Below are 20,305 nucleotides of genomic sequence, written 5' to 3'. Positions count from 1 at the left end.
TAAAGAATGGGCATGACATAATGAGAGTATATCGATGTATCTGTATCTATATAAAAGGCTCCATATGGCCTTTTATAACCAGGAGTGTGTATAAAGGTATACTATATAGAACATTGAAGAAAATATTATAAATGTATTTATTTACACTACAAAACACACGGATTCTTCTACAAAATGTGAGATTACATAGGAAATGCGTCTATATACTTAGTTATACCTTTTTAAACATAGCATGTATAAATATTGACTTTTATTTGCGAATAATGGTTATATTTATTAATTCTTATACATATTAAGGATAATCAGAAATATAACCAATGTCAATAGTCTAACCAGAAATATTCTCTTTAAAAAATTAAAAAAACTGCTGACTTTCTCCATGTATTTAGAGTCAACAGTTTGCATGATCGGTTAATAAAAGAAAGGCAGCCCATAATCACTGCCTTAATATCCTACCCGAAGATTAACCATATATAATATTTTTTTACAATTATAATTTCCAGAAAATAATTACCTCATCTTCTCATTTTGTATAATTTTATCATCTCTGTTTTATAAAATAATTCTTTTTCTTTTCTCATATAGGACTCACACAGATCTGATAAGAGATTTAACACAAAGATAGCAGCCTGTATATCGTTTGCCTTTCTGGCAGACTTATAGGCTTTTAAAAACTTCTTTTCCTTTAATTCAAATGGTTTCGTTTCATAGAGATAAGTCGCAAATGCATCAATCATCGCAATGCGATATTCAGAGGATTTTGTGCAATACAATTTTGCTTGACGTATTTGTTCTTTTGCTTCATTACGCATATTCATTTTATGATAAGCATAGGATTTATAAAAATACATCATCTCATGGGTTTTGCTATGTTTCTCTGCCTCATTTGCATATTGTAATACTTTATCATATTTACCCCATAACAAACTTATCTAAGTGAGATTATTAAAGATGGCAATCATATTAGGTAATGAAAGTTGTCTCATAGCATTTAAACATTGTACATATACTTGTTCAGCCATTGCGTAATCATTCAATCCTGAATACAAGTTTCCTAACAATACATTGCACATGACACCACGCTTTAAATACAGATTTTGATTAAATAAACTGATGGCTCTTTTGATACAATCTAAGCCTTCCACATAATAGCCTTGTTCTACCAATATGATCGTCTTATGATAAAATGCCATAGCCTGTATTTCTATATTGTTACTATGTATAGCCTTACCAAAATAGCTTTCCGCGGTTTTATAATTGTATATACCTGCATAATAAACACCAGCAGTATCATAAAACAATTTCTGAAGTTCCGGTTCTAAATAGTCAATGTATTTATTCAGCCTTTTGATATCTTCTTCATATAAATATTCATCCTCTGCATGATATACACGATAAATAAAAACGCCTAACAACCAAATGATATATTCGCCTTGAAATTGTACACTGGATTTTTGTTGATAAAGCTTTTTGTATATGTCTGCTGTAGGTTCTGATTTAACGATGACCGTAAACAAATCCCAGACCATGTCTGCTATATTCACATTATCTTCAATTGTATGAAACTCCATGCCGATGATCGCATATAACTTTCTTACCGTTTCCTGCGTGAGGTCTTTCTTCCCTGTTTCAAAATCGCTTAATTTAGAAACTGGCACAATTTCCTTGAATTGTGCCAGTCGAAGTCCAGATTCTCTTCTATGTAAGCGAAAGATAGGACCTAAGTGTCTGTTCATATTACCAACCTAAATGTTCTGAGTTAGCAGGCATTACCTCATGTGCGCAATCTTTACTTGTTTTAGGATTTAATCCGCAACGTTTATTGTTTACATGGCCTCCCATACTTGGTGCCAGAGTTAAGACCAGCCCTAAAACCATCATAAATTTCATAACTTTTTTCATAATAACTATTCCTCCTATATATCTGTGTCTTAATTTAACATAGGATCCGTTTTTAATCAATAGGCATATTTCTAGAAAAAACGGACTGTTTTTTCATGTTTTTTGCGCAATTTACGGATAAATGCCACTAGTATTTACCCTTTTTTATACAGACCATCTAAATTTCACAATATTCATCTTAATGACTCTTTACGAAATGTTTTTGATACCGCTGTATGATAATAACAGACAGGATGATCATCAGTATTATCCAGAGGACACAAACAATATTTTTCCAAGGGATCATCATATCCATAAAGATTATGAAAGGTGAAAATCCACCACTCATCCAACTATAAAAGATGTTTACCTCCAACATACGGGATGGGAAAAGAGAACAAAGATAAGCCAACCATCCATCTTGTCTGAAGTTAATAGCAAATGATAAAATCATAAATACGAGCATAAGAATCGCTGTCGCAAATCGATTCTTAGAGAAATAAGAAATGGCCATTGTTACCATACCTATCGCCATAGCTGCTATCAGGGTAAGGAAAAAGGTACTAACGAGAACCTCGCGATAGGTAAATATGAACCGTATCATTTCATAATACCCGGCATCTGCTTGTGGAAATACCGTGAGATCTAAGGATCGCAGAGGAACAAAGATGAATGCTGCCAAAACAATCATGCATAACTGAAGGAATAGAATACCGATTGCTAAAGACATGCCACATAATAGTTTGGCAATCACCAAGCGTTTCGCTCCTTCTTTTGTCGGTATAAGAATCTGATCAGTTTTATAATGTGTTTCTTGTGCAAATATATCCGATAATACGATTATGATAACTAGTAAACTTACAAAGTCAATTTTATTCAAATTTGTTAACAATAAATGATTGCCTACCGTACTGTCATATTGAAGCTGTCCTTGTTTTAATTCTCCTTGATACTTTTTCGCAATTCGCGAAGACGCGTTCGTTATCTCACCACTATGCATCGCATTTTCAAACAATTCTTTTTCTGCTCCTGCCCCTTTTAAGAAACGAGGCAGATATTGATTTACAGAAATATCAACTATCTCAGAAGATATTTGTCCTGCGTTCTCACCATAAAGTTCATGACTTGTGGCATATTGACTATGTCCTGTGTAAATACGTTGATAAAGCATATATACCGGATCTTCTTTATAAAAAACATTGAAAAAGTAATTACCTTTATCATCCATACCATATCCATCAATGTTCATACGTTCCATTCGTTTTCGAACATCTTCTTCCATATACTTACCGGTAGCGGCGCCCTTTAAGAAAGGCTCCCAATCTTTACCGTATATGCGTTCCATCTTTTCCGTATCTATATTCTTACGCTGATACTTCTTCATGATTTTTTGATAATCTTCCTTCATTTTCTGAATGGTATCTTCATTGAAGGGTCCTGCATACTGGTGTAGGTATTCATCGGCATAACGATAATATGCTAAACCATTTGCAACTTTTTGATGATCTGTTGTCTCATAAGTCATTGCCATTATTTCAGATGATGCAGTTGCATGATAAGTCTGATAAATCTGATAGCCACTATAAGCAAATAAAGCTATTAACAATACAACCGTAAATTTTCGTTTCCATAGTTTTTGATATTCACTTTTTAATAAACGCATCATACGGTTTCACCATCCTGAAAATAATAAAGATACAAATCATCTAAATCGGGAATTGCTAATTTCGCATTCGGATAACTTTGTGTATCACTTATAAAACGCAGATGCACACCATCTTGCATGGTATGCTGTTTTACGATGCAATACTTATCAGAAAGAGCAATTGCTTCTCTTGCAGGAAGCACCATTTCCCATACTTTCCCCTGCATATAGGTCAAGAGATTAGCAACGGTATCATGCAGTAAGATACTACCTTCTTTCATGACAAGAATATCATCTGCAATCGTTTCTACATCACTTACAATATGGGTAGATAACAGGATACAACATTCTTGCGATAAGGAGGCGATCAGATTACGAAAGATAATTCTTTCTTTAGGGTCCAGACCTGCCGTTGGCTCATCTAACAGCAACAGCTTAGGTTCATTCAATAAGGCTTGGGCAATCCCCACACGACGTAACATACCACCAGATAATTGACGAAGCTTCTTATGCTTATGTGACTGTAAATTTAGCCTTTCTAAAAGTGTTTCTATACGCTGTTCACTATATTCTTTAGACATGTTTTTCAAAATACTCATATAGGAGAGAAAATCATAGACACTGTAATGTGGATAATAACCGAAATGCTGTGGCAGATAGCCAAGATAACTTGCATATGTATCATATTGTTTCAGCGCATTTATATCCATAAAATGCAAGCTGCCTTTATCAAGAGGAATCAATCCACATATTAATCGCATCAATGTCGTTTTGCCACTGCCATTTGCGCCTAATAATCCATGAACACCTTTACCAAGCTGTAAGGTAACATCTCGTACGGCATGAATTTGTTTAAATGATTTATCCACATGTTCCAACGTTAATTCCATAGTATCGTCCTCCTTGTTTTCATACGATAATTCACTAGCAACATCAAATAATATAAGATGATGCTGACCACGGCTGCCACCAATAGCTGTATGGCGCTTACAAACAACAATACATCTAAACTTTGTATAAGGATTACATAAATACCAAACGATAACACATAAGCACTTCCTGCTTTATATAGCGTATTTAATTTGGTCATGAATACAATCAATAAGCTTTGTAAAATGAAAATCGGTAAGAATCCATACAACAAAACTTCCGCCAGCGCCAGTTTGTCCATAACATATAAGACCAAACACAATATGATGAATTCCACTATTTCCCATACCGCAATACCGGCCATCTTAAAAAGTAATACTCTGCCATCATTGAGATAAACAGGTGCCATGATTTCTTGTGTCTGATAATACTTTCGCCGATAGAGCTCAAATAAAAAACAACTGCCCATTAAAAACATATAGCCACAAACAACAAAGATTGTATTGCTGAAAATGATACTGCCTGCAAGACATATACATAATCCGAGAAAAGACATGCGGATATAGCTTTTTAGTTCCATATGCATAAAACGCAGCAAGAGCTCATTTTTATATGGTGTTTTCATTTGCTGATTCTGCCATTCATTACGACAAGCCGCCAACGTATCGTATAAAGCATCCTGTGAAATATGAGGTTTATCTGTTTTCATCTTGTCTTTCTCCTTTCATCATTTGATATAGCTTTGCTAAAGCTGCTTTATGCCTGGATTTTACACTGGATATTGGCATATCATACACTTGTGCAATTTCACGATAAGTAAGTTGATGGAAATAATGCAATAGGATCACATCCTGTTGGGGCAGCGGTAACTTGCCAATGTTATACAGTAATGTTTCCTGTGCGCATTGCTTTAAAATGCTTTCATGTACATCAATATCATCCCCCAGACCATTCATCCAAGCCTCGCTGTCTTCCATAAGGTGTAGTTTTTGTTTGCGATAAGCATCCACACAAAGATTACTGGCAATGCGGTATAGAAAATGTATCACCTTCCCCTCTTCATGATAGGTTGGCAAATAACGAATAAAACGCAAGAATACTTCTTGGGTAATATCCTTCGCACTATCATCTCCCTGCATCTTACGATAAACAAAGGCGTAAATAGTTGGATATACTTGGGTGATAAAGGTATCCAACGCGGCCATATCGCCATGGCGAATTTTATGTAGTAACCACTTTTCTTTCATGTTCTTTACGCCTCCTCTATATGTTTAACGAATGATCTATGAAAAAGGTCTTAAAAAAAGAAAGTTTTTTAAACTTTCTCATGATCCTTTTGCATTTTCCGAATTTCTTTTGCCAAAGCGTATGCCAGTTTACGATGATTTTCTTCATCCATATGCACACCATCCGCTTTACTGGCGCAGGCAACACTGGCGGCATCAAAGAAATAACAATGATATTGTGCGCAGATTTCTTGTATTGGCTTTGCCATATGCCTTGCCACCTGATAACTCCTTTCATGGAATTCGCCTGCCCATGGTGAAGTTGTCAAAATCGTTTCGCCCAAGGCAATCGGTGAAACCACCAAAATCTTAGGAATGGCATAACGTTCATAAAGAAAGGGATTCTGCATGATCTTAATATTTTCCCTGACTCCCTTTGCGATCATCTCGGCATTCAAATGATACATGGTTTTCAGATCGTTAGTTCCCAGCATCATAATGATAAGATCCAGAGGCTGATGGGTTCGCAATAGCATTTCCAAAACAGCACTGCCACATCTTCCCTTGCCATAAGGATCCTCATGAACCAAAGTACGTCCATTTAATCCCTCTTCAATAATTTCATCCTGTGGGAATTGCTGTGCTAATACCTTTGGCCAACGATGCGCAAAACGCATTCCACTTGTTGGATCATATCCCCAAGTATTACTATCCCCATAACATAAAATACGCATAACTTTCCTCCTTTTATATCATTTAAAGCTTTCCCTGTTTTTTTAAATCCAGTAATATTTATATTGGCTTTTATTTATGAAACATCATCCCAATAAGTTTTCTAGTTCTGTACAAAATCGATATGGATTTTCCGGATACAATAAGACATCTTTTCCTTGTTTGGTATGAATACACACTTTATCCTTCGCATATCCGATATTAAAGGTATCCTGTTGTTTCACAGATACGATTTCATCATAGCGCAAATATCCTCCTTTGCGATTCCACAATGCCTTATGATAACGCAAACCCTCTTCATCAAATACATAAATATTGGTTGGCGTATGAAAGCCATATTGCCATATCGTATAAAAAAGAAACAACATTGCCAATAATAAGGTCATATGGCACAACATATCATAAGAAATCGGCAACATACATGCGATTATCAAGAAAAACAAAACATAGTTTGTTATCATTTTACGACTGCGAAAGCTCAACTCTCCCAGTTCAATTTCTTTTTCCATTACCATTTTCCCATGCTGATACACTTTATTTGCTCCTAAGTAATTTAAGATGGCATAAAGAGGCCATAAATATGCCACCACACGAAAATACATCGCAGGGAAATCAAATAAAAATCCCAGTGCCCATAATGCATCCATGTAGAAGGACGGTGTAAAGACAAGTGCCGGTATGAGTAAAACTTCAAAATTCTCATCAATCCCAATCACCTGCTGATATGCGAAACGCAATAAATAATAATAGGTTACGGCGCCGATGATACCGACAGATAAATTAAAATAACTATAAGATATTTCTTCCCCATGAATCTCTTTATACCCATAAGCAATGCTGAATATCATAAATGCCAGTAATACCGATCTGGCTAATTCAATGTATAAGTTTTTTAAAGTATCCATCTGACGTTCATCCAATGGTGCTTTTCCTTTTGTTTTTCCATAACGTATGATATCTTTCAACAAGCTTTGTTTCGGCTGTTTCATTCCCATTCCTCCTTATCATAGGACTCATCCCAAAATAAATCATCTAAATGTTTATGCAACGCAATACAGATATTGATACAAAGCTTAATGCTTGGATTATACCTTCCTGCTTCAATCAACCCAATGGTCTGTCTGGTCGCTCCAACTTTTTTTGCTAATTCTTCTTGTGACATATCCAGTTCCATACGGGCCATCTTGATCTTGAGATTTTTCATATCGCATATCCCTTCTTTATCGTTTTTATTATAGGTGGATGAGAGAGGAAAAGCAAGGCTTTATGAAAGTTATATCTTACAAATGCAAAATATATATTGCATTTTAAAGAAACTTGCTTTATAATGCAGCTAACAATAGGAGGGACAAAATGAAACTAGAAGTACACGACTTGCATAAAAGCTTTCAAGGCAAAGAAGTACTGCATGGAATTTCTTTTACCATTGAAAGTGGCAAAGCTTTAGGTCTATTGGGGCGTAACGGCGCGGGGAAATCAACAACCATTCGCATTCTGATGGATGTATTCAAGGCAAATCAAGGAACACTTCTCATGGATGGAAAGCCATTTCATGCGAAGGAATATAACATCGGCTATTTACCAGAAGAAAGAGGCTTATATCCCAAAAAGAAAGTATCTGAGCAATTGCTTTATTTAGCTGAGTTACGAGGTATGAAAAAAGCCGAAGCCAAAAGCAACTTGAAAAAATGGTTAAAACGTTTGCATATTGAAGAATATGAATCACGTGTTTTAGAAACACTGAGTAAAGGAAATCAGCAGAAAGTTCAGTTAGCACAGACTTTGATGAATGATCCGGATATCGTAATTTTAGATGAGCCATTTTCCGGTTTAGATCCGGTAAATTCACAGATCTTACAAGAAGTCGTACAAGAGCAAATACAAGCCGGTAAGCTTGTCATCTTTTCTTCACACCAAATGAATTATGTTGAGGAATTTTGCGAAGATATTGTAATCTTGCATCATGGCAATGTCGTTTTACAAGGCAACCTGAAACAAATAAAAAAAGCATTTGGTCATAACCGTCTCGTATTACGTCCAAATGAATCATGTGCTGGCACCTTTGAGGACACTTTAAAACAATGTCAAAATATGATCAATCTGTACACAAAACAAGCAGAGGATTATATCGTAGAATTAAAGGAAGGTATTGATAAGCAGATGCTGTTCGCATATCTTGTGAATCATCATATTGATATCGACGTATTTAAGATATATGAGGCATCACTTACAGACATTTTTGTAGCAAAGGCAGGTGATGAAGAATGAGAGCCTTTTTTATCGTTTTAAAATTTGAATTGGAAACTATGCTAAAAAAGAAATCTTTTCTGATTTCCACCATATTAGTAGCAATAGCTGCCTTTGCTTTATTATCCTTCCCTCGCTTTCTATCAAATGACAGCGAAAATAAGGACACCCAAAAAGTTGATAAGGTCATGATCATACAGGATATGAAACAGATCTTACAAGATGACAATTTGATCAAGCAACAATTTCCTGCTTATAAGGTTCTGCGCACCACGCAGTTGGATGAATTAAAAAAACAAGTAACTGATGGGAAAGCAGATATTGGTTTTGCCATAAACGATGCTACGCATTTCACTTATTATATAAAAAATTCAAGTTTACAGGATACACGTCCAGCTAAGTTTGAAGATTTGATGAAAAAGCAATACCAAGCAAAGGAGTTCAAACGTCATCATTATGATGCGACAACCATTGAAGCTATTTATCAGACACCGATTCAATCCAAAACAACCGTGTTGGGAACCGATGGCAGCAGTAACTATTATTACACCTATGCATTGATCCTCCTTCTTTATATGATGATCATGATTTACGGTAATCAAGTTGGTGTAGGAGTTGCAAGTGAGAAAAGCAACCGTGCTATTGAAATACTAACAACCAGTACAACATCAAATACCTTAATTTTCGGCAAGGTCATTGCCGGCGCAATTACAGGGGTTCTGCAGACTGCCCTTATGTTAGGTTCTTTCCTGTTGGCATATCAAGTAAATGCAGATGTGTGGAATCATGCATTGGATAAATTTTTACACATTCCTTCCATCGTATTATGGACCTTCGCATTATTTGGCATGTTAGGCTATTTGCTCTTCAACTTCCTGTTTGGGGCGATTGGTGCTTTATGTTCGAAAGTCGAAGAAGTAAATGGGGCAACCATGCCGATTCAGCTACTGATTATCGCGGTTTTCATCTTGAGTTATGTAAGCTTGCAGATGCCAGATACGCTTCTTGCCAAAATCGTTGGTTTTGTACCCTTTACCTCCTGGATGTGTATGTTCATCAATGTTGCCGTTGGCTCTGCTACCGTATGGGAAATCATTATTTCCTGGTGCCTATTGGCAGTTACGACCATTGCCATGGGAATTTTAGGGGCGCGCTTATATCGCAGAGGAACATTGAGTTATGGCAATACGGTTTCATTAAAAACAATCGTACAAGCCTTACGTCATCATGAATAAAAAAATATTATAAATCATAACCAAAGTCATTTGTTTCTATATTCTCTTGTAAACAAATGGCTTTTTTTATGGTTATTGGGAAAAGTAACAGACATCCCTGATAAGATACACCATATAACATTTCCTATTTTGCATAGTATACGTTGGATAAAAAGAAAAGAGGTGAAACTTCATTATAAGAACATGCCTTTTCCACAAGTAACGCGCGTAATGAAAAGCCTTTTTTACAGTTGTCTGATACAGCAAAACATAGTTGTATCTCACGTTTTCATTGATATCCTTCTAAACTAGGCACTTGCTTATGCCATTTTGCAAGTAAGCGCATAGGATACGACGGATATTCAAAATCCATGCGGCGAGGTGATAAAATGGAATATGAAGATACGTTTGAACAAGATGATTACGATTATGAAGAAGAACCTTTTCAGGGACGAAACGATTGTCCGCTAAGTTGCTCATGCGAGCCTTGCATTACTCCTGTGAATACTTGTGGATGTGCATGTATTGGGCCAAGAGGTCCTAGAGGATTCCGTGGTGCCACTGGGCCTACAGGACCTACCGGAGCTACTGGTGCTACTGGACCTGGTGTAGGAGCTACCGGGCCTACCGGGCCAACAGGTGCCACGGGAGCGACCGGCGCGAATGGTGCTACCGGGCCTACCGGTCTGCAAGGACCAACCGGTGCAACAGGAACAACCGGCGCATCTGGTATTACAGGAGCTACTGGTCCTACTGGAGCAAATGGTGCAACTGGACCTACTGGACCACAAGGTCCAACAGGTGCTACCGGACTTCAAGGTTTCGCAGGAATCACGGGAGCTACTGGACCTGCTGGAGCTACCGGACCTACCGGAAATACCGGACCTACTGGAGCGAATGGTGCTACAGGCATTACAGGAGCAACCGGTCCTACCGGCATTACAGGAGCCACCGGCGCTACTGGTTTACAAGGGCCTACGGGAAATACCGGGGCAAATGGCGCTACGGGGCCTACCGGTGCTACGGGCGTTACAGGTACTATTGGGCCTACCGGGCCAACCGGAGTAACCGGTGCTACCGGAGCTACCGGGGCAACTGGCATTGGTATTACTGGGGTAACCGGAGCCACCGGCGCAACCGGCGCAACTGGGGTGACCGGACCAACAGGGCCTACCGGACCTACTGGCCCTACCGGTGCTACGGGTGTTGCTGATACGTTGACAGTTAGAAGCACAACGACTGCAGAACCGGGTACACCGGCATCTGTCACAGATTCAGGTGGTCCTAATCATATCTTAGACTTCGTCATACCACGCGGTGCTACCGGTACAGATGGCGAAGATGGTATCACTGGTCCTACCGGCCCAACCGGTGCTACAGGTGCAACAGGACCTACCGGGGTAACCGGTGCTACGGGAGCTACAGGTGCTACCGGTGTTGTTGCTGTCAGTGCTTCTTGTGCATGTGTAAGCCAGATGAAACACTTACTCGAACAGCTGATTGCTCTTTATCCAAATGAAAACGTCATTGTCAGTATGGAAAGTGGCAATAATGCAAGTGGTCGTCTCGGTTCCTTACTGCCTTCTCCTAACAACAACCCTCATAGTGGTATTTTGCAATTGGTCAACTCGCAGGGGAAACCATCCGAAGCCATTTCCATCTGCCATATTGCATCAATTAAACTTACCAGTGCTTCCTACAACAATGCTATCACATATCTGTCTGTACCAACACCAATACCAACTGGTTGTGACTTTGATTGTGAAGAAGCAGAGCGTATGTACTTGCCAGTAGGTACTACTGGTGTATCTATCAATGCTGGAGGTCAGACTGTAGGAAACGGTATGGTATTAAAGAATGAATTTGGTATGATCGTTCTTGTCGGTAATGGTTGTGACAACCCTACTTTCGTATCGGCCTGCAAAGCAGAAATCATCACGAAATAATATACCATCCCCATATGTATTTCATAAGCCACCAATAACGGTGGCTTTTGTCATTTATAGAAACTTCTTCACATTTTCAAAGCTTCTATTCTTGATCTTTTCACTTTCCCATCCTCCTTATCTTTTGCCCTTTCAAAACATTCTGGTACTAACGATAAGAAATATTTATGTATCTATTAGAATTTTTGAAAAACCGTTCCTCCTATTCAAAAAAATTTTTTAAGGGTTTACAATGAAATCAGTTATGACATACATAATGGAAGTCAAAGATGAATATCCTACAATGACTCTTATGTACAAGGATGAAGGAGGTAGTTACCATGTCGTATGAATTGACATACGAAGAGATGAATCATGTATTTGATTCACTCAGGCTGCATTATAAGATTTATGCACCAAAACGATTAAAAAATGCCGGAAGATATTGCAATACAGATATTATTCGGTATAAAGAAATCCGTAGTCTTGAAGAGATTGAATGGAATGAGCGCAGTCAATATTCGCCAAAGGAAGTCTTCTATCCAATCAATCAGACATTATTTCATTTCACTGAATATGGCTTTATGGAAAGTCAGATTTTTGATAAAGATCTGCTGATTTTTGCCCGTTCTTGTGATATTCACGGTATAAAACGTCTGGATAAGATATTCTTAGAAAATGGCAATGAAGTAGATCCTTATTATAAGCGTATGCGTGATAAGGTTCATTTTATCTTGATGGAATGTCCGGAAGAAGGCTGGGAATCTTGTGCTTGCTGCAGCATGGGTACAAATAAAACAGATGATTATGATTTAGCTATACGCCCTTATGAAGAAGAAGGACGTGTCTTGGTAGAATGTAAGAGTGATCAATTTACATCTATTTTTAACACATATCCGAAAACAACCTATCAGCCAGCATTTGTGAAAAAGAATGAAACCGTTATTCATGTTCCAAAGATAACGGAAGACATGGTAGCGGACATCTATGCTTTCGACATGTGGAAGGATTATCAGACACGCTGTATTGGCTGTGGCGCATGTAATTCCGTATGCATCACCTGTTCTTGCTTCAATACCATTGACACGACTTATACGGAAAATGGAAAAAGCGGTGAGCGCAGACGGACCTGGACCGGCTGTATGAATGATGGATTCACCACAGTAAACGGCGGGCATGCTTTCCGTGACGATTATCAAGATCGTATGCGATTTAAGACAATGCATAAGGTTTATGACTTTCAGAAACGTTTTAAAACCGATTATCAGATGTGTGTCGGCTGCGGTCGCTGTGATGATATCTGTCCGGAATATATTTCATTTACGCATATCATAAATCGCTTGTATGAGGAAGTAGAAGCAAGAAAGGAGGCAAAGGCGGATGAATAACCCCTGGTTACCTGAAAAACATCGTATTTTAGATATCATAGAAGAAACGGATTTAGAATCTACATTTGTAGTAGAATTCCCAAATGCCTCGATACGGCACGGACAATTCTTTGAAATCTCTTTGCCAAAAATTGGCGAAGCTCCTATTTCCGTAAGTAGTTTTACTGATTCCACGGTAGAATTTACAATTCGCCGCGTGGGAAAGTTAACAAACGTCATCTTCGATTTAGCACCTGGGGATGATTTATATATTCGCGGTCCTTATGGCAATGGGTTTCCATTAGAATCATTTAAAAATAAACATGTTGTGGTAATTGCCGGTGGAACCGGTGTTGCCCCTGTCCGTAGTACGCTAAAACACTTCCTTCATCATCCACAGGATTGTAAGGATGTATATGCCATTGCCGGATTTCGTGATCCTTCTCACACTTTATTTGAAAATGATTTAAAAGCCTTTGTCAATGCACCCCATTTTCATACGACCCTAACTTTAGATAATGGGCAAAAAGAGGGATTTAAAGAAGGCTTTGCGATGAATTATGTAAAAGATATACCTTTTCAGGAATGGGGCGAAGATTATGCCGTCATCATTGTCGGCCCGCCAGTCATGATGAAATTTACAGCTCAGGAATGTATGAAATATGGTGTTCAAGAAGAGCACATCTACGTATCCTTTGAACGTAAAATGTCCTGCGCTTTAGGTAAATGCGGTCACTGTAAGATTAATGAAACTTATGTCTGCCTGGAAGGTCCTGTCTTCCCTTATACCAAGGCGAAGACATTGATGGATTAAGGAGGTAACGTTATAATGGCTAAAGATATGAATATTGGTGCCTTGCGTACCAACTGTTTCCGTCAATCAAAAGTAAAAGGTGAATATATGTTACAAATGCGTGTCCCTGCCGGCCTTATCGAGGCTAAATATTTAGGCTTTGTACAGCATCTTGCGACAACTTATGGGGATGGCACCTTCCATTTTGGATCTCGTCAATGTTTTGCGATTCCCGGCATTAAATATGAAAATATTGATAAAGTAAATAAAGAATTAAAGGATTACTTAGAAGATATCGAGGTGGCACAATGTGGTGTGGACATGGATACGTCTGCCGGATATCCGACGATCGGTGCACGAAACATCATGGCGTGTATCGGCGGTATTCATTGTATTAAAGCAAATATTAACACGCAGGAAATAGCCAAGAAGATTGAAAAGGAAGTCTTCCCTAGCCACTATCATATCAAAGTAGCGGTTGCTGGCTGTCCAAATGATTGTGCCAAGGGACATTTTAATGACTTTGGGATTGTCGGCTTAACTAAACCCATTTATGATCCTGATTTATGTATCGGTTGTGGCAGTTGTGTCAAAGCCTGTGAATCTCATGCGACCAGAGTTTTGAGCATGGTAAACAATCGCATAGAAAAGGATGCTTGTTGTTGTGTTGGCTGTGGTGAATGTACGTTAGTTTGTCCTACCAATGCCATGCGCAGAAGTCCAAAACCATTCTATCGTATTTTGATTGGCGGCAGAACGGGGAAACAATATCCAAGGATGGGAAAAACATTTGCGGACTTCTTAAGTGAAGAAGCTGTGCTTGCTATCATTAAAAACTGGCAAGCGTTCTCTGCGGATGTCTTAAAAGGTCAGCCACGTTATCTGCATGGCGGTCATCTATTGGATATGGCAGGTTATGAGAAATTCAAAGAAATGATGCTTAAAAATGTTACGTTAAATCCGGAAGCACGCATTGCGGAAAATGTCTATTTTGCCGAAACAGAATATCGCGGCAGAATACATGTAAAACCAGTAAAATAAAAAATTGCTTGGAGGGGAAATATTATAAAAGAGGTCATGAAAACGGCCTCTTTTTTGTGTTTTTACTCTCACTTGTTAATGCTTCGAAAAAATCTAGCATTGGTAATTCCTCCTACCTAAAAAAGTTCTTTTACAAATGGTCATGTATCATTCACCATTTCTTAAATCTTGCTCATTTCCTCATCGTTATACAAACACATCATTACATATTGGTTTTACTTGAACCCCTCTATAAGTTCTGATTTTTTGTTCAGCAGATGGGACTTGTTTATCGTATATTCTTATCAATATAATCTAAATAAGGCTTTCTATTCACTTTTTCTGCATTTCCTTTATACCAATCAAATGCCTCTCTTAATCCTACAGATATCGGTTTTACATCATGCATAAGCTTATATTGTTCAGAAACATCCAGATAATATTCATAATCATAGAAACAAAAATAGTTTCTTTGTTCTATATCCCCATACACATATTCATATGCGGTTTGTTTCCCAACAACATGATAACAAAGGGCAACCCATTCCCGAATTGATATAGTATCTTTATTTCCTACATTAAAAATATGTTGAGCCGGTTTTTGTTTCAAAAGTATATCTATAAATCGGCATAGATCATGAATATGAAAAAACTGTAACTTCATTTCCCCATCTTTTGGTAAATAAAACTTCCTATCTGCCAACGCACATTCAAATACAAAAGCTTCTCTATATACATTGTTCATTTGCCCATATAAATAAGGTGGTCTAAGGATATAGGCATTGGGATTTCTTTTCAACAAAGCCGTTTCTGCTTCAATTTTATCAATTCCGTATTTCCCCCAATAGTTATTAAGCCCTACTGGAGAATCTTCTTTAAAAGGCTGTGAAAGATTTTCAGGATATACAGCACTTGAGCTGATCAAAATATAATCTTCATAACTGTCTAATGCAGCTAATAACTTTTCGACATCATCAGAAGTATATGCTGTATCAATCACAACATCAAAATGAAAATCGCGAAGAAGATTTCCTAAATTATGTCTGTCTGCCTGGATCAGCTTTACCCCTTTTGATTGCTTTTTGCTATTACGATTTAATACATATACATCATAATGCTTCTTAACATAATACTCTGCAATATATCTGCTTACAAATACTGTTCCACCAGTTATAAGTACTTTTTTCATGCAATCCTCCCAACCGATAGCTTTTTAAGCCGTGTATTTCCATATTATTATGCCATCTTAATTGCTATTACGCAATGAATAGTGCACGATTATGAGAAACCCATATCTTCCTTCATGTTCAAGATGCTTACATTTTTTTTACATTCAGGATGTTTTATTTATCCGATTTTATGTAGAATCATCAAAACAACAATACCGTTAAAACAGGTGAAAGAGGAAGTGGCTTATAAACATATGGTGGTAAATACACAGCCTATGCACATATCTAAAATCTTTCAAATATACCTTACCATTATTAGCATGTGTCTGAAAAAATATGATAATCTTAAACACTAATATCCTTATATGATATGCCTTATTTTATACTCCTGCATCATAGCCGTAACTAATATAAATAATGCTCATAAAATAACAAGAATGGAGGTAAAGTATGAAATACACAAATTGGAATTGCGAATGTTGTCCGCCGTGTCCTTGCTGTTGTGATGATGGAATCCCTCCTATAGGACCAACCGGTGCGACCGGTGCGACTGGGCCTACTGGTGCAACTGGGCCTATTGGAAATACCGGAGCTACTGGGCCTACTGGTGCAACCGGACCTATTGGAAACATCGGAGCTACTGGACCTATTGGTGCAACCGGACCTATTGGAAACACCGGAGCTACTGGACCTACCGGTGCAACCGGACCTATTGGAAATACCGGAGCTACCGGACCTATAGGAGAAACAGGCGCGACAGGGCCTTTGCCTCAAGTTGAAGTGATTGGTACAACAACTTTAGCACCTGGCTCTTTAGCAAGTGTTACTTCCAGCATAACTCCAGATGGCATCGCCTTAGAATTTGGCATTCCACAAGGCTTGCCGGGTATACTGCCTGAAATTGCATTTGCCAGCTTCATCACTTTTGCTGCCAGCTTCACCAATGCCACACGCATCCCTTTTGGCACACTTACGGAAGATGACACTGGTCAGATTCGCCAAATTTCCGATACAAATCTTGTGATAGAACCCGGTTATTATGTCATATCCTATCACGTATCTGCCCTGTTAAATCCACAAGGCTATATGCAGATAACACCATACTATAATGGTGCTCCCCATATTGAAACGGCCATTTATTTTATGAATGCCGCTGATAATACAAGTGCCTATGGCTCTAACACCTTTATCATACGTATGATTTCTGCAAGTGATTTCTTCCTTACGTTTAACGCCAATGCAAGAGCTACCGAGGGTACTTTAACATTGACGATTATTAAATTAAGGGATATCACATAAACCACTTCCCTGTTCATCTAGTGCCATCTGCATCAGCCAATACTTTTCACTAGATTGCGTAGAACATACGTAATCTTTTTCTTCATAAGAAAAAAACATCTCTGTTCTATTCATGTATATCAGCTCCTTTCATAATAAAGCCACTTTGTAGTTAAACCAAGTGGCTATGTAAACGTTATAAATCATTATTTGGGTTTCCAAAATCTTTAGGGGTCTAGACTTAAGGGGTCACTTTAGGGGGTTATTTCCTACAATTTTATAACTATATTTTAGTTCTTTGTAATTTACTTAAATAATTGCAATTTCTAATACTCATCTTCCAAATCTATAATTTCTATAATCTCCAATTTATTATTATCTAACAACATACGTAATCCATGTTGCATAGATATAGAGGTGTCAACATAAAGATGTTTTTGATATTCCGTACATCCAAAAAACATCTGCTTGTTTTTATGATTAATCTTTAACGTCATTGGTTTCCCACAGCAAGAACAAAGAAGACTATGATAAGACATAGAAGTTGACTCTGTTAATTGGTTAGCAGCTAATAAGACACCACTTACATTTTTCGCTCCTGCCGCATATAGTGTTTTTGCTACTTCTAAAAAAGTTGAACCTGAAGAATACACATCATCCATAAGTAAGATACTTTTACCAGCTATATTTTCTGTAACTTCAAAAGCTCCTTTAACGATTTCTTTTCTGTTAAATAGATTATTTCCTTTTTGAGAAAAATCTTTATTACACTTTAAGATGCTTTGAAGCTCCAATTGATTATTAGTACATCTTTTTAAATGAAGTGAAGCGAATCTATCAAAACGCTTGTTTTTTATTTCAATAGGTTTTAATGGAATAGCCGTAAGAATATCTATTTTCTCTTTTTTATTTATAAAATTTATTGCTAAATCAAAGAACAAGTCTATGACCTCTACATAATTATCTTTAAATTCCTTTACTAATACAGAAAGTGGATCGTCTAATAAATATTGATGTCCTTGAGAATAATATCTACCTCCAAAATATAGTGTCAAAGGTTCTTGCTGTCCATTTTCTAATTGAACAATAGTTTCACTTTTCAATAATGACATTTTTTTACGTGATTTACTGTATGTTGCGAAAACCTCAGCACCATAACCTTTTCTTTCCTTTAATAAAATTTGATCCAAAGTATCTAATGCCGTATATGTGAAATCAGGGGTACTTTTTAGAAACTCTTTGGTTAATTCTCCAGCTAAAATAGTACCTATATGATTTTGCATCATTTCTTTCAAAAACAAAGCATTGCTGCTAATAGCAATCAAGGAATAGGATTCACATTTAGCAATACTTAATATTTCTTGTAACAAAGAGGAGATATCAAAGTACTCTATTGTATCTTGTGTTTTTTCAACATCGTTATTCCAAAAATCTTTAACCTTAAACACTTTGACATCTTTCAATATAGATGTAAATGGATATTCAAGATAATCTTGACATAGAGAATCCATATCCAAAATGATTGCTTGAATGTTATCTGCATCAGTCCATTTCCACATCACTGATTTCCTCCATATCTGATTTATTGAATAGATCAAGTAATAATTCATTTTTGTTCAGAATTTCTAAAACTTCTTTTAATGTACGAAATGCAAACGCACCTTTTAAAACATATTTAGTGGGCCATTTGATTAGTGGATTATTAATAGCAGACTGGGGAATTAACACATCTCGTCCTTGTTTTAAGGCATAGTCTGCTTGTTTTAAAGCACCACTTGTTTCACCAGCTTCCATTATGATTGTTGCCAATGATATACCACTCATCGTTGCATTACGGGTAGGAAAATTCCATCTGTTTACAACATTACATGGTGGAAATTGAGAAACAACCAATCCCTTTTTTTCTATTTCCATCTGGAGATTTCTATTTTCTTTCGGATAATACTGGTTGATTGGAGTACCAATGACTGCAATCGTTCTTCCTCCATATTTTAGTGCCGAACGGTGTGTTGCAGTATCAATTCCTTTTGCCAAACCTGCATTGACTACAATGTTTCTTTGAATTAACGATTTAACTATTCTTTCAGTCTTTTCCATTGAATCCAAAGATGCATTCCTACTTCCCACAACACATACTGATTTTTCAGCAAGTAAATGAACATTTCCCTTTAAAAAAAGATAGGGTGCAGCTTCTTTAGTTTCTGCAAGCAGCTTAGAATAAATGTCATCACCTTTTTTCACAAGAACAACATCATTTGGCAATGATAGAAAACTCTCTTTTACTCTAGTGTATTTGTTATAAAAATCTTTCTCACTGACTTTTAAAAGAGATGATAGTAAAGGAATATTTATTGGCAGTCCTCTATGAAAATCGAAATTATTAACTTTTTGAATCTGTTCTATAAACTGGCAAGTACGTTTATCGTTGTTATTGAAATACTGTTGAATTGTATAATAAAGGATAGCATCACGGACAAAAGAGTTGTTTATATCAAAACAATCTGCATTTTGGGGATTGGCTTTATTAGATACATTTACAATTTTACGTTTTTCCAAATCGCTTTTCAAAAAAAGCATAACAGATTTACTAACTTTTATGGGATCAATTCTTTTTTCATGAACAAGCTGATTTAATCTCTGTGTCGAAATATTCAAATATTCCGCTGCTTCACTAGATGTAAAAATATTTTGCATTAATTCCATAATCTCTTTTCTTTCCATCTAACTCGCTTCCTCTCTGTTTAGATATATTGTACTATTACTCTTGATGATTATCAAGAGAGTAATGAAAGCTGACAATAAAATATTTTACATCAAGGGTATAGGGATTATCCCTAGAAAAGGGGAAGGAGTGAGGATGCCTACATGGCTATCCGTATCCAGTGCTTGCTGGTATAGTGTATTTACATTCGAATAATTATACATTGCAGGTATATCT

At 37.1% G+C, this 20,305-nt stretch carries 21 protein-coding genes; 7 read left to right on the top strand and 14 right to left on the bottom strand.

All coding sequences use genetic code 11. The annotated features are described in order from the left end of the window. Nucleotides 1–515 precede the first annotated feature (515 nt). From AC1VS3_RS08615 to AC1VS3_RS08570, 10 genes are all read right to left on the bottom strand, one after another. Nucleotides 516–926: a hypothetical protein gene (locus tag AC1VS3_RS08615; protein WP_481275598.1), complete on the bottom strand. Its 411-nt coding sequence runs from the start codon at nt 924–926 to the stop codon at nt 516–518. Between the two features lie 6 nt (nt 927–932). After that, the gene (locus tag AC1VS3_RS08610) at nt 933–1,736 is read right to left on the bottom strand and encodes a hypothetical protein (protein WP_481275597.1); all 804 of its coding nucleotides are present in this window, start codon (nt 1,734–1,736) and stop codon (nt 933–935) included. A gap of 1 nt (nt 1,737) precedes the next feature. Next, the gene (locus tag AC1VS3_RS08605) at nt 1,738–1,902 is read right to left on the bottom strand and encodes a hypothetical protein (RefSeq protein ID WP_008979735.1); all 165 of its coding nucleotides are present in this window, start codon (nt 1,900–1,902) and stop codon (nt 1,738–1,740) included. Between the two features lie 178 nt (nt 1,903–2,080). Then, complete coding sequence (locus tag AC1VS3_RS08600) at nt 2,081–3,547, bottom strand: hypothetical protein (protein ID WP_481275596.1); 1,467 nt, start codon at nt 3,545–3,547, stop codon at nt 2,081–2,083. Continuing rightward, nucleotides 3,544–4,416: an ATP-binding cassette domain-containing protein gene (locus AC1VS3_RS08595; RefSeq protein WP_481275595.1), complete on the bottom strand. Its 873-nt coding sequence runs from the start codon at nt 4,414–4,416 to the stop codon at nt 3,544–3,546. The genes AC1VS3_RS08600 and AC1VS3_RS08595 overlap by 4 nt, the downstream gene beginning before the upstream one ends. Then, complete coding sequence (locus AC1VS3_RS08590) at nt 4,407–5,105, bottom strand: hypothetical protein (protein WP_481275594.1); 699 nt, start codon at nt 5,103–5,105, stop codon at nt 4,407–4,409. Before AC1VS3_RS08590 ends, AC1VS3_RS08595 begins: the two co-directional genes overlap by 10 nt. After that, nucleotides 5,092–5,643 (bottom strand): RNA polymerase sigma factor, encoded by a 552-nt coding sequence (locus AC1VS3_RS08585; protein WP_008979739.1) that lies wholly within the window; start codon nt 5,641–5,643, stop codon nt 5,092–5,094. Before AC1VS3_RS08585 ends, AC1VS3_RS08590 begins: the two co-directional genes overlap by 14 nt. Nucleotides 5,644–5,711: 68 nt before the next feature. Further along, nucleotides 5,712–6,356: an SGNH/GDSL hydrolase family protein gene (locus tag AC1VS3_RS08580; RefSeq protein ID WP_008979740.1), complete on the bottom strand. Its 645-nt coding sequence runs from the start codon at nt 6,354–6,356 to the stop codon at nt 5,712–5,714. A gap of 84 nt (nt 6,357–6,440) precedes the next feature. Further along, nucleotides 6,441–7,343 (bottom strand): hypothetical protein, encoded by a 903-nt coding sequence (locus tag AC1VS3_RS08575; RefSeq protein WP_119983286.1) that lies wholly within the window; start codon nt 7,341–7,343, stop codon nt 6,441–6,443. Beyond that, nucleotides 7,340–7,558: a helix-turn-helix transcriptional regulator gene (locus tag AC1VS3_RS08570; RefSeq protein WP_008979742.1), complete on the bottom strand. Its 219-nt coding sequence runs from the start codon at nt 7,556–7,558 to the stop codon at nt 7,340–7,342. Before AC1VS3_RS08570 ends, AC1VS3_RS08575 begins: the two co-directional genes overlap by 4 nt. Before the next feature lie 149 nt (nt 7,559–7,707). Between AC1VS3_RS08570 and AC1VS3_RS08565 the strand changes: the two genes are divergently transcribed. The 6 genes from AC1VS3_RS08565 (at nt 7,708) to asrC (ending at nt 14,941) form a co-directional block, all read left to right on the top strand. Next, nucleotides 7,708–8,622: an ABC transporter ATP-binding protein gene (locus AC1VS3_RS08565; RefSeq protein ID WP_008979743.1), complete on the top strand. Its 915-nt coding sequence runs from the start codon at nt 7,708–7,710 to the stop codon at nt 8,620–8,622. After that, complete coding sequence (locus tag AC1VS3_RS08560) at nt 8,619–9,836, top strand: ABC transporter permease (RefSeq protein WP_119983285.1); 1,218 nt, start codon at nt 8,619–8,621, stop codon at nt 9,834–9,836. The genes AC1VS3_RS08565 and AC1VS3_RS08560 overlap by 4 nt, the downstream gene beginning before the upstream one ends. 350 nt (nt 9,837–10,186) lie before the next feature. Next, nucleotides 10,187–11,761, top strand: a complete 1,575-nt coding sequence (locus AC1VS3_RS08555; protein ID WP_462806309.1) for a collagen-like domain-containing protein — start codon at nt 10,187–10,189, stop codon at nt 11,759–11,761. Nucleotides 11,762–12,081: 320 nt separating this feature from the next. Further along, nucleotides 12,082–13,128 (top strand): anaerobic sulfite reductase subunit AsrA, encoded by a 1,047-nt coding sequence (gene asrA / locus AC1VS3_RS08550; RefSeq protein WP_119983283.1) that lies wholly within the window; start codon nt 12,082–12,084, stop codon nt 13,126–13,128. Then, a complete protein-coding gene (asrB, locus tag AC1VS3_RS08545) occupies nt 13,121–13,921 on the top strand; it encodes an anaerobic sulfite reductase subunit AsrB (protein WP_008979764.1) in 801 nt (266 codons plus the stop codon). The genes asrA and asrB overlap by 8 nt, the downstream gene beginning before the upstream one ends. Before the next feature lie 15 nt (nt 13,922–13,936). Next, entirely contained in the window at nt 13,937–14,941 is a 1,005-nt protein-coding gene (gene asrC / locus AC1VS3_RS08540) for a sulfite reductase subunit C (protein WP_008690684.1), read from the top strand. A 268-nt stretch (nt 14,942–15,209) separates the two neighbouring features. On the opposite strand, the gene AC1VS3_RS08535 is transcribed toward asrC, so the two are convergent. Further along, on the bottom strand, nt 15,210–16,109 hold the full coding sequence (locus AC1VS3_RS08535) for an NAD-dependent epimerase/dehydratase family protein (protein ID WP_120136703.1): 900 nt from the start codon (nt 16,107–16,109) through the stop codon (nt 15,210–15,212). Nucleotides 16,110–16,539: 430 nt separating this feature from the next. Between AC1VS3_RS08535 and AC1VS3_RS08530 the strand changes: the two genes are divergently transcribed. Beyond that, complete coding sequence (locus AC1VS3_RS08530; RefSeq protein ID WP_119983280.1) at nt 16,540–17,388, top strand: collagen-like protein; 849 nt, start codon at nt 16,540–16,542, stop codon at nt 17,386–17,388. Here the strand turns inward: AC1VS3_RS08530 and AC1VS3_RS08525 are convergent. The 3 genes from AC1VS3_RS08525 to AC1VS3_RS08515 all read right to left on the bottom strand — a co-directional run bounded on the left by AC1VS3_RS08525 (nt 17,371) and on the right by AC1VS3_RS08515 (nt 20,088). Further along, nucleotides 17,371–17,502: a hypothetical protein gene (locus AC1VS3_RS08525; RefSeq protein ID WP_020990885.1), complete on the bottom strand. Its 132-nt coding sequence runs from the start codon at nt 17,500–17,502 to the stop codon at nt 17,371–17,373. The genes AC1VS3_RS08530 and AC1VS3_RS08525 overlap by 18 nt on opposite strands. Nucleotides 17,503–17,693: 191 nt before the next feature. Continuing rightward, nucleotides 17,694–18,926 (bottom strand): ComF family protein, encoded by a 1,233-nt coding sequence (locus tag AC1VS3_RS08520; RefSeq protein ID WP_481275593.1) that lies wholly within the window; start codon nt 18,924–18,926, stop codon nt 17,694–17,696. Next, nucleotides 18,910–20,088 carry a DNA-protecting protein DprA gene (locus tag AC1VS3_RS08515; protein WP_008979769.1) on the bottom strand — a complete coding sequence of 393 codons (1,179 nt, stop codon included), beginning with the start codon at nt 20,086–20,088 and terminating at the stop codon, nt 18,910–18,912. The genes AC1VS3_RS08520 and AC1VS3_RS08515 overlap by 17 nt, the downstream gene beginning before the upstream one ends. Between the last annotated feature and the right edge of the window lie 217 nt (nt 20,089–20,305).

This window comes from Longicatena sp. (genome assembly GCF_982403165.1).
Note: the sequence above shows the minus strand (reverse complement) of the source record. Positions and strands in the feature narration are given on the sequence as shown.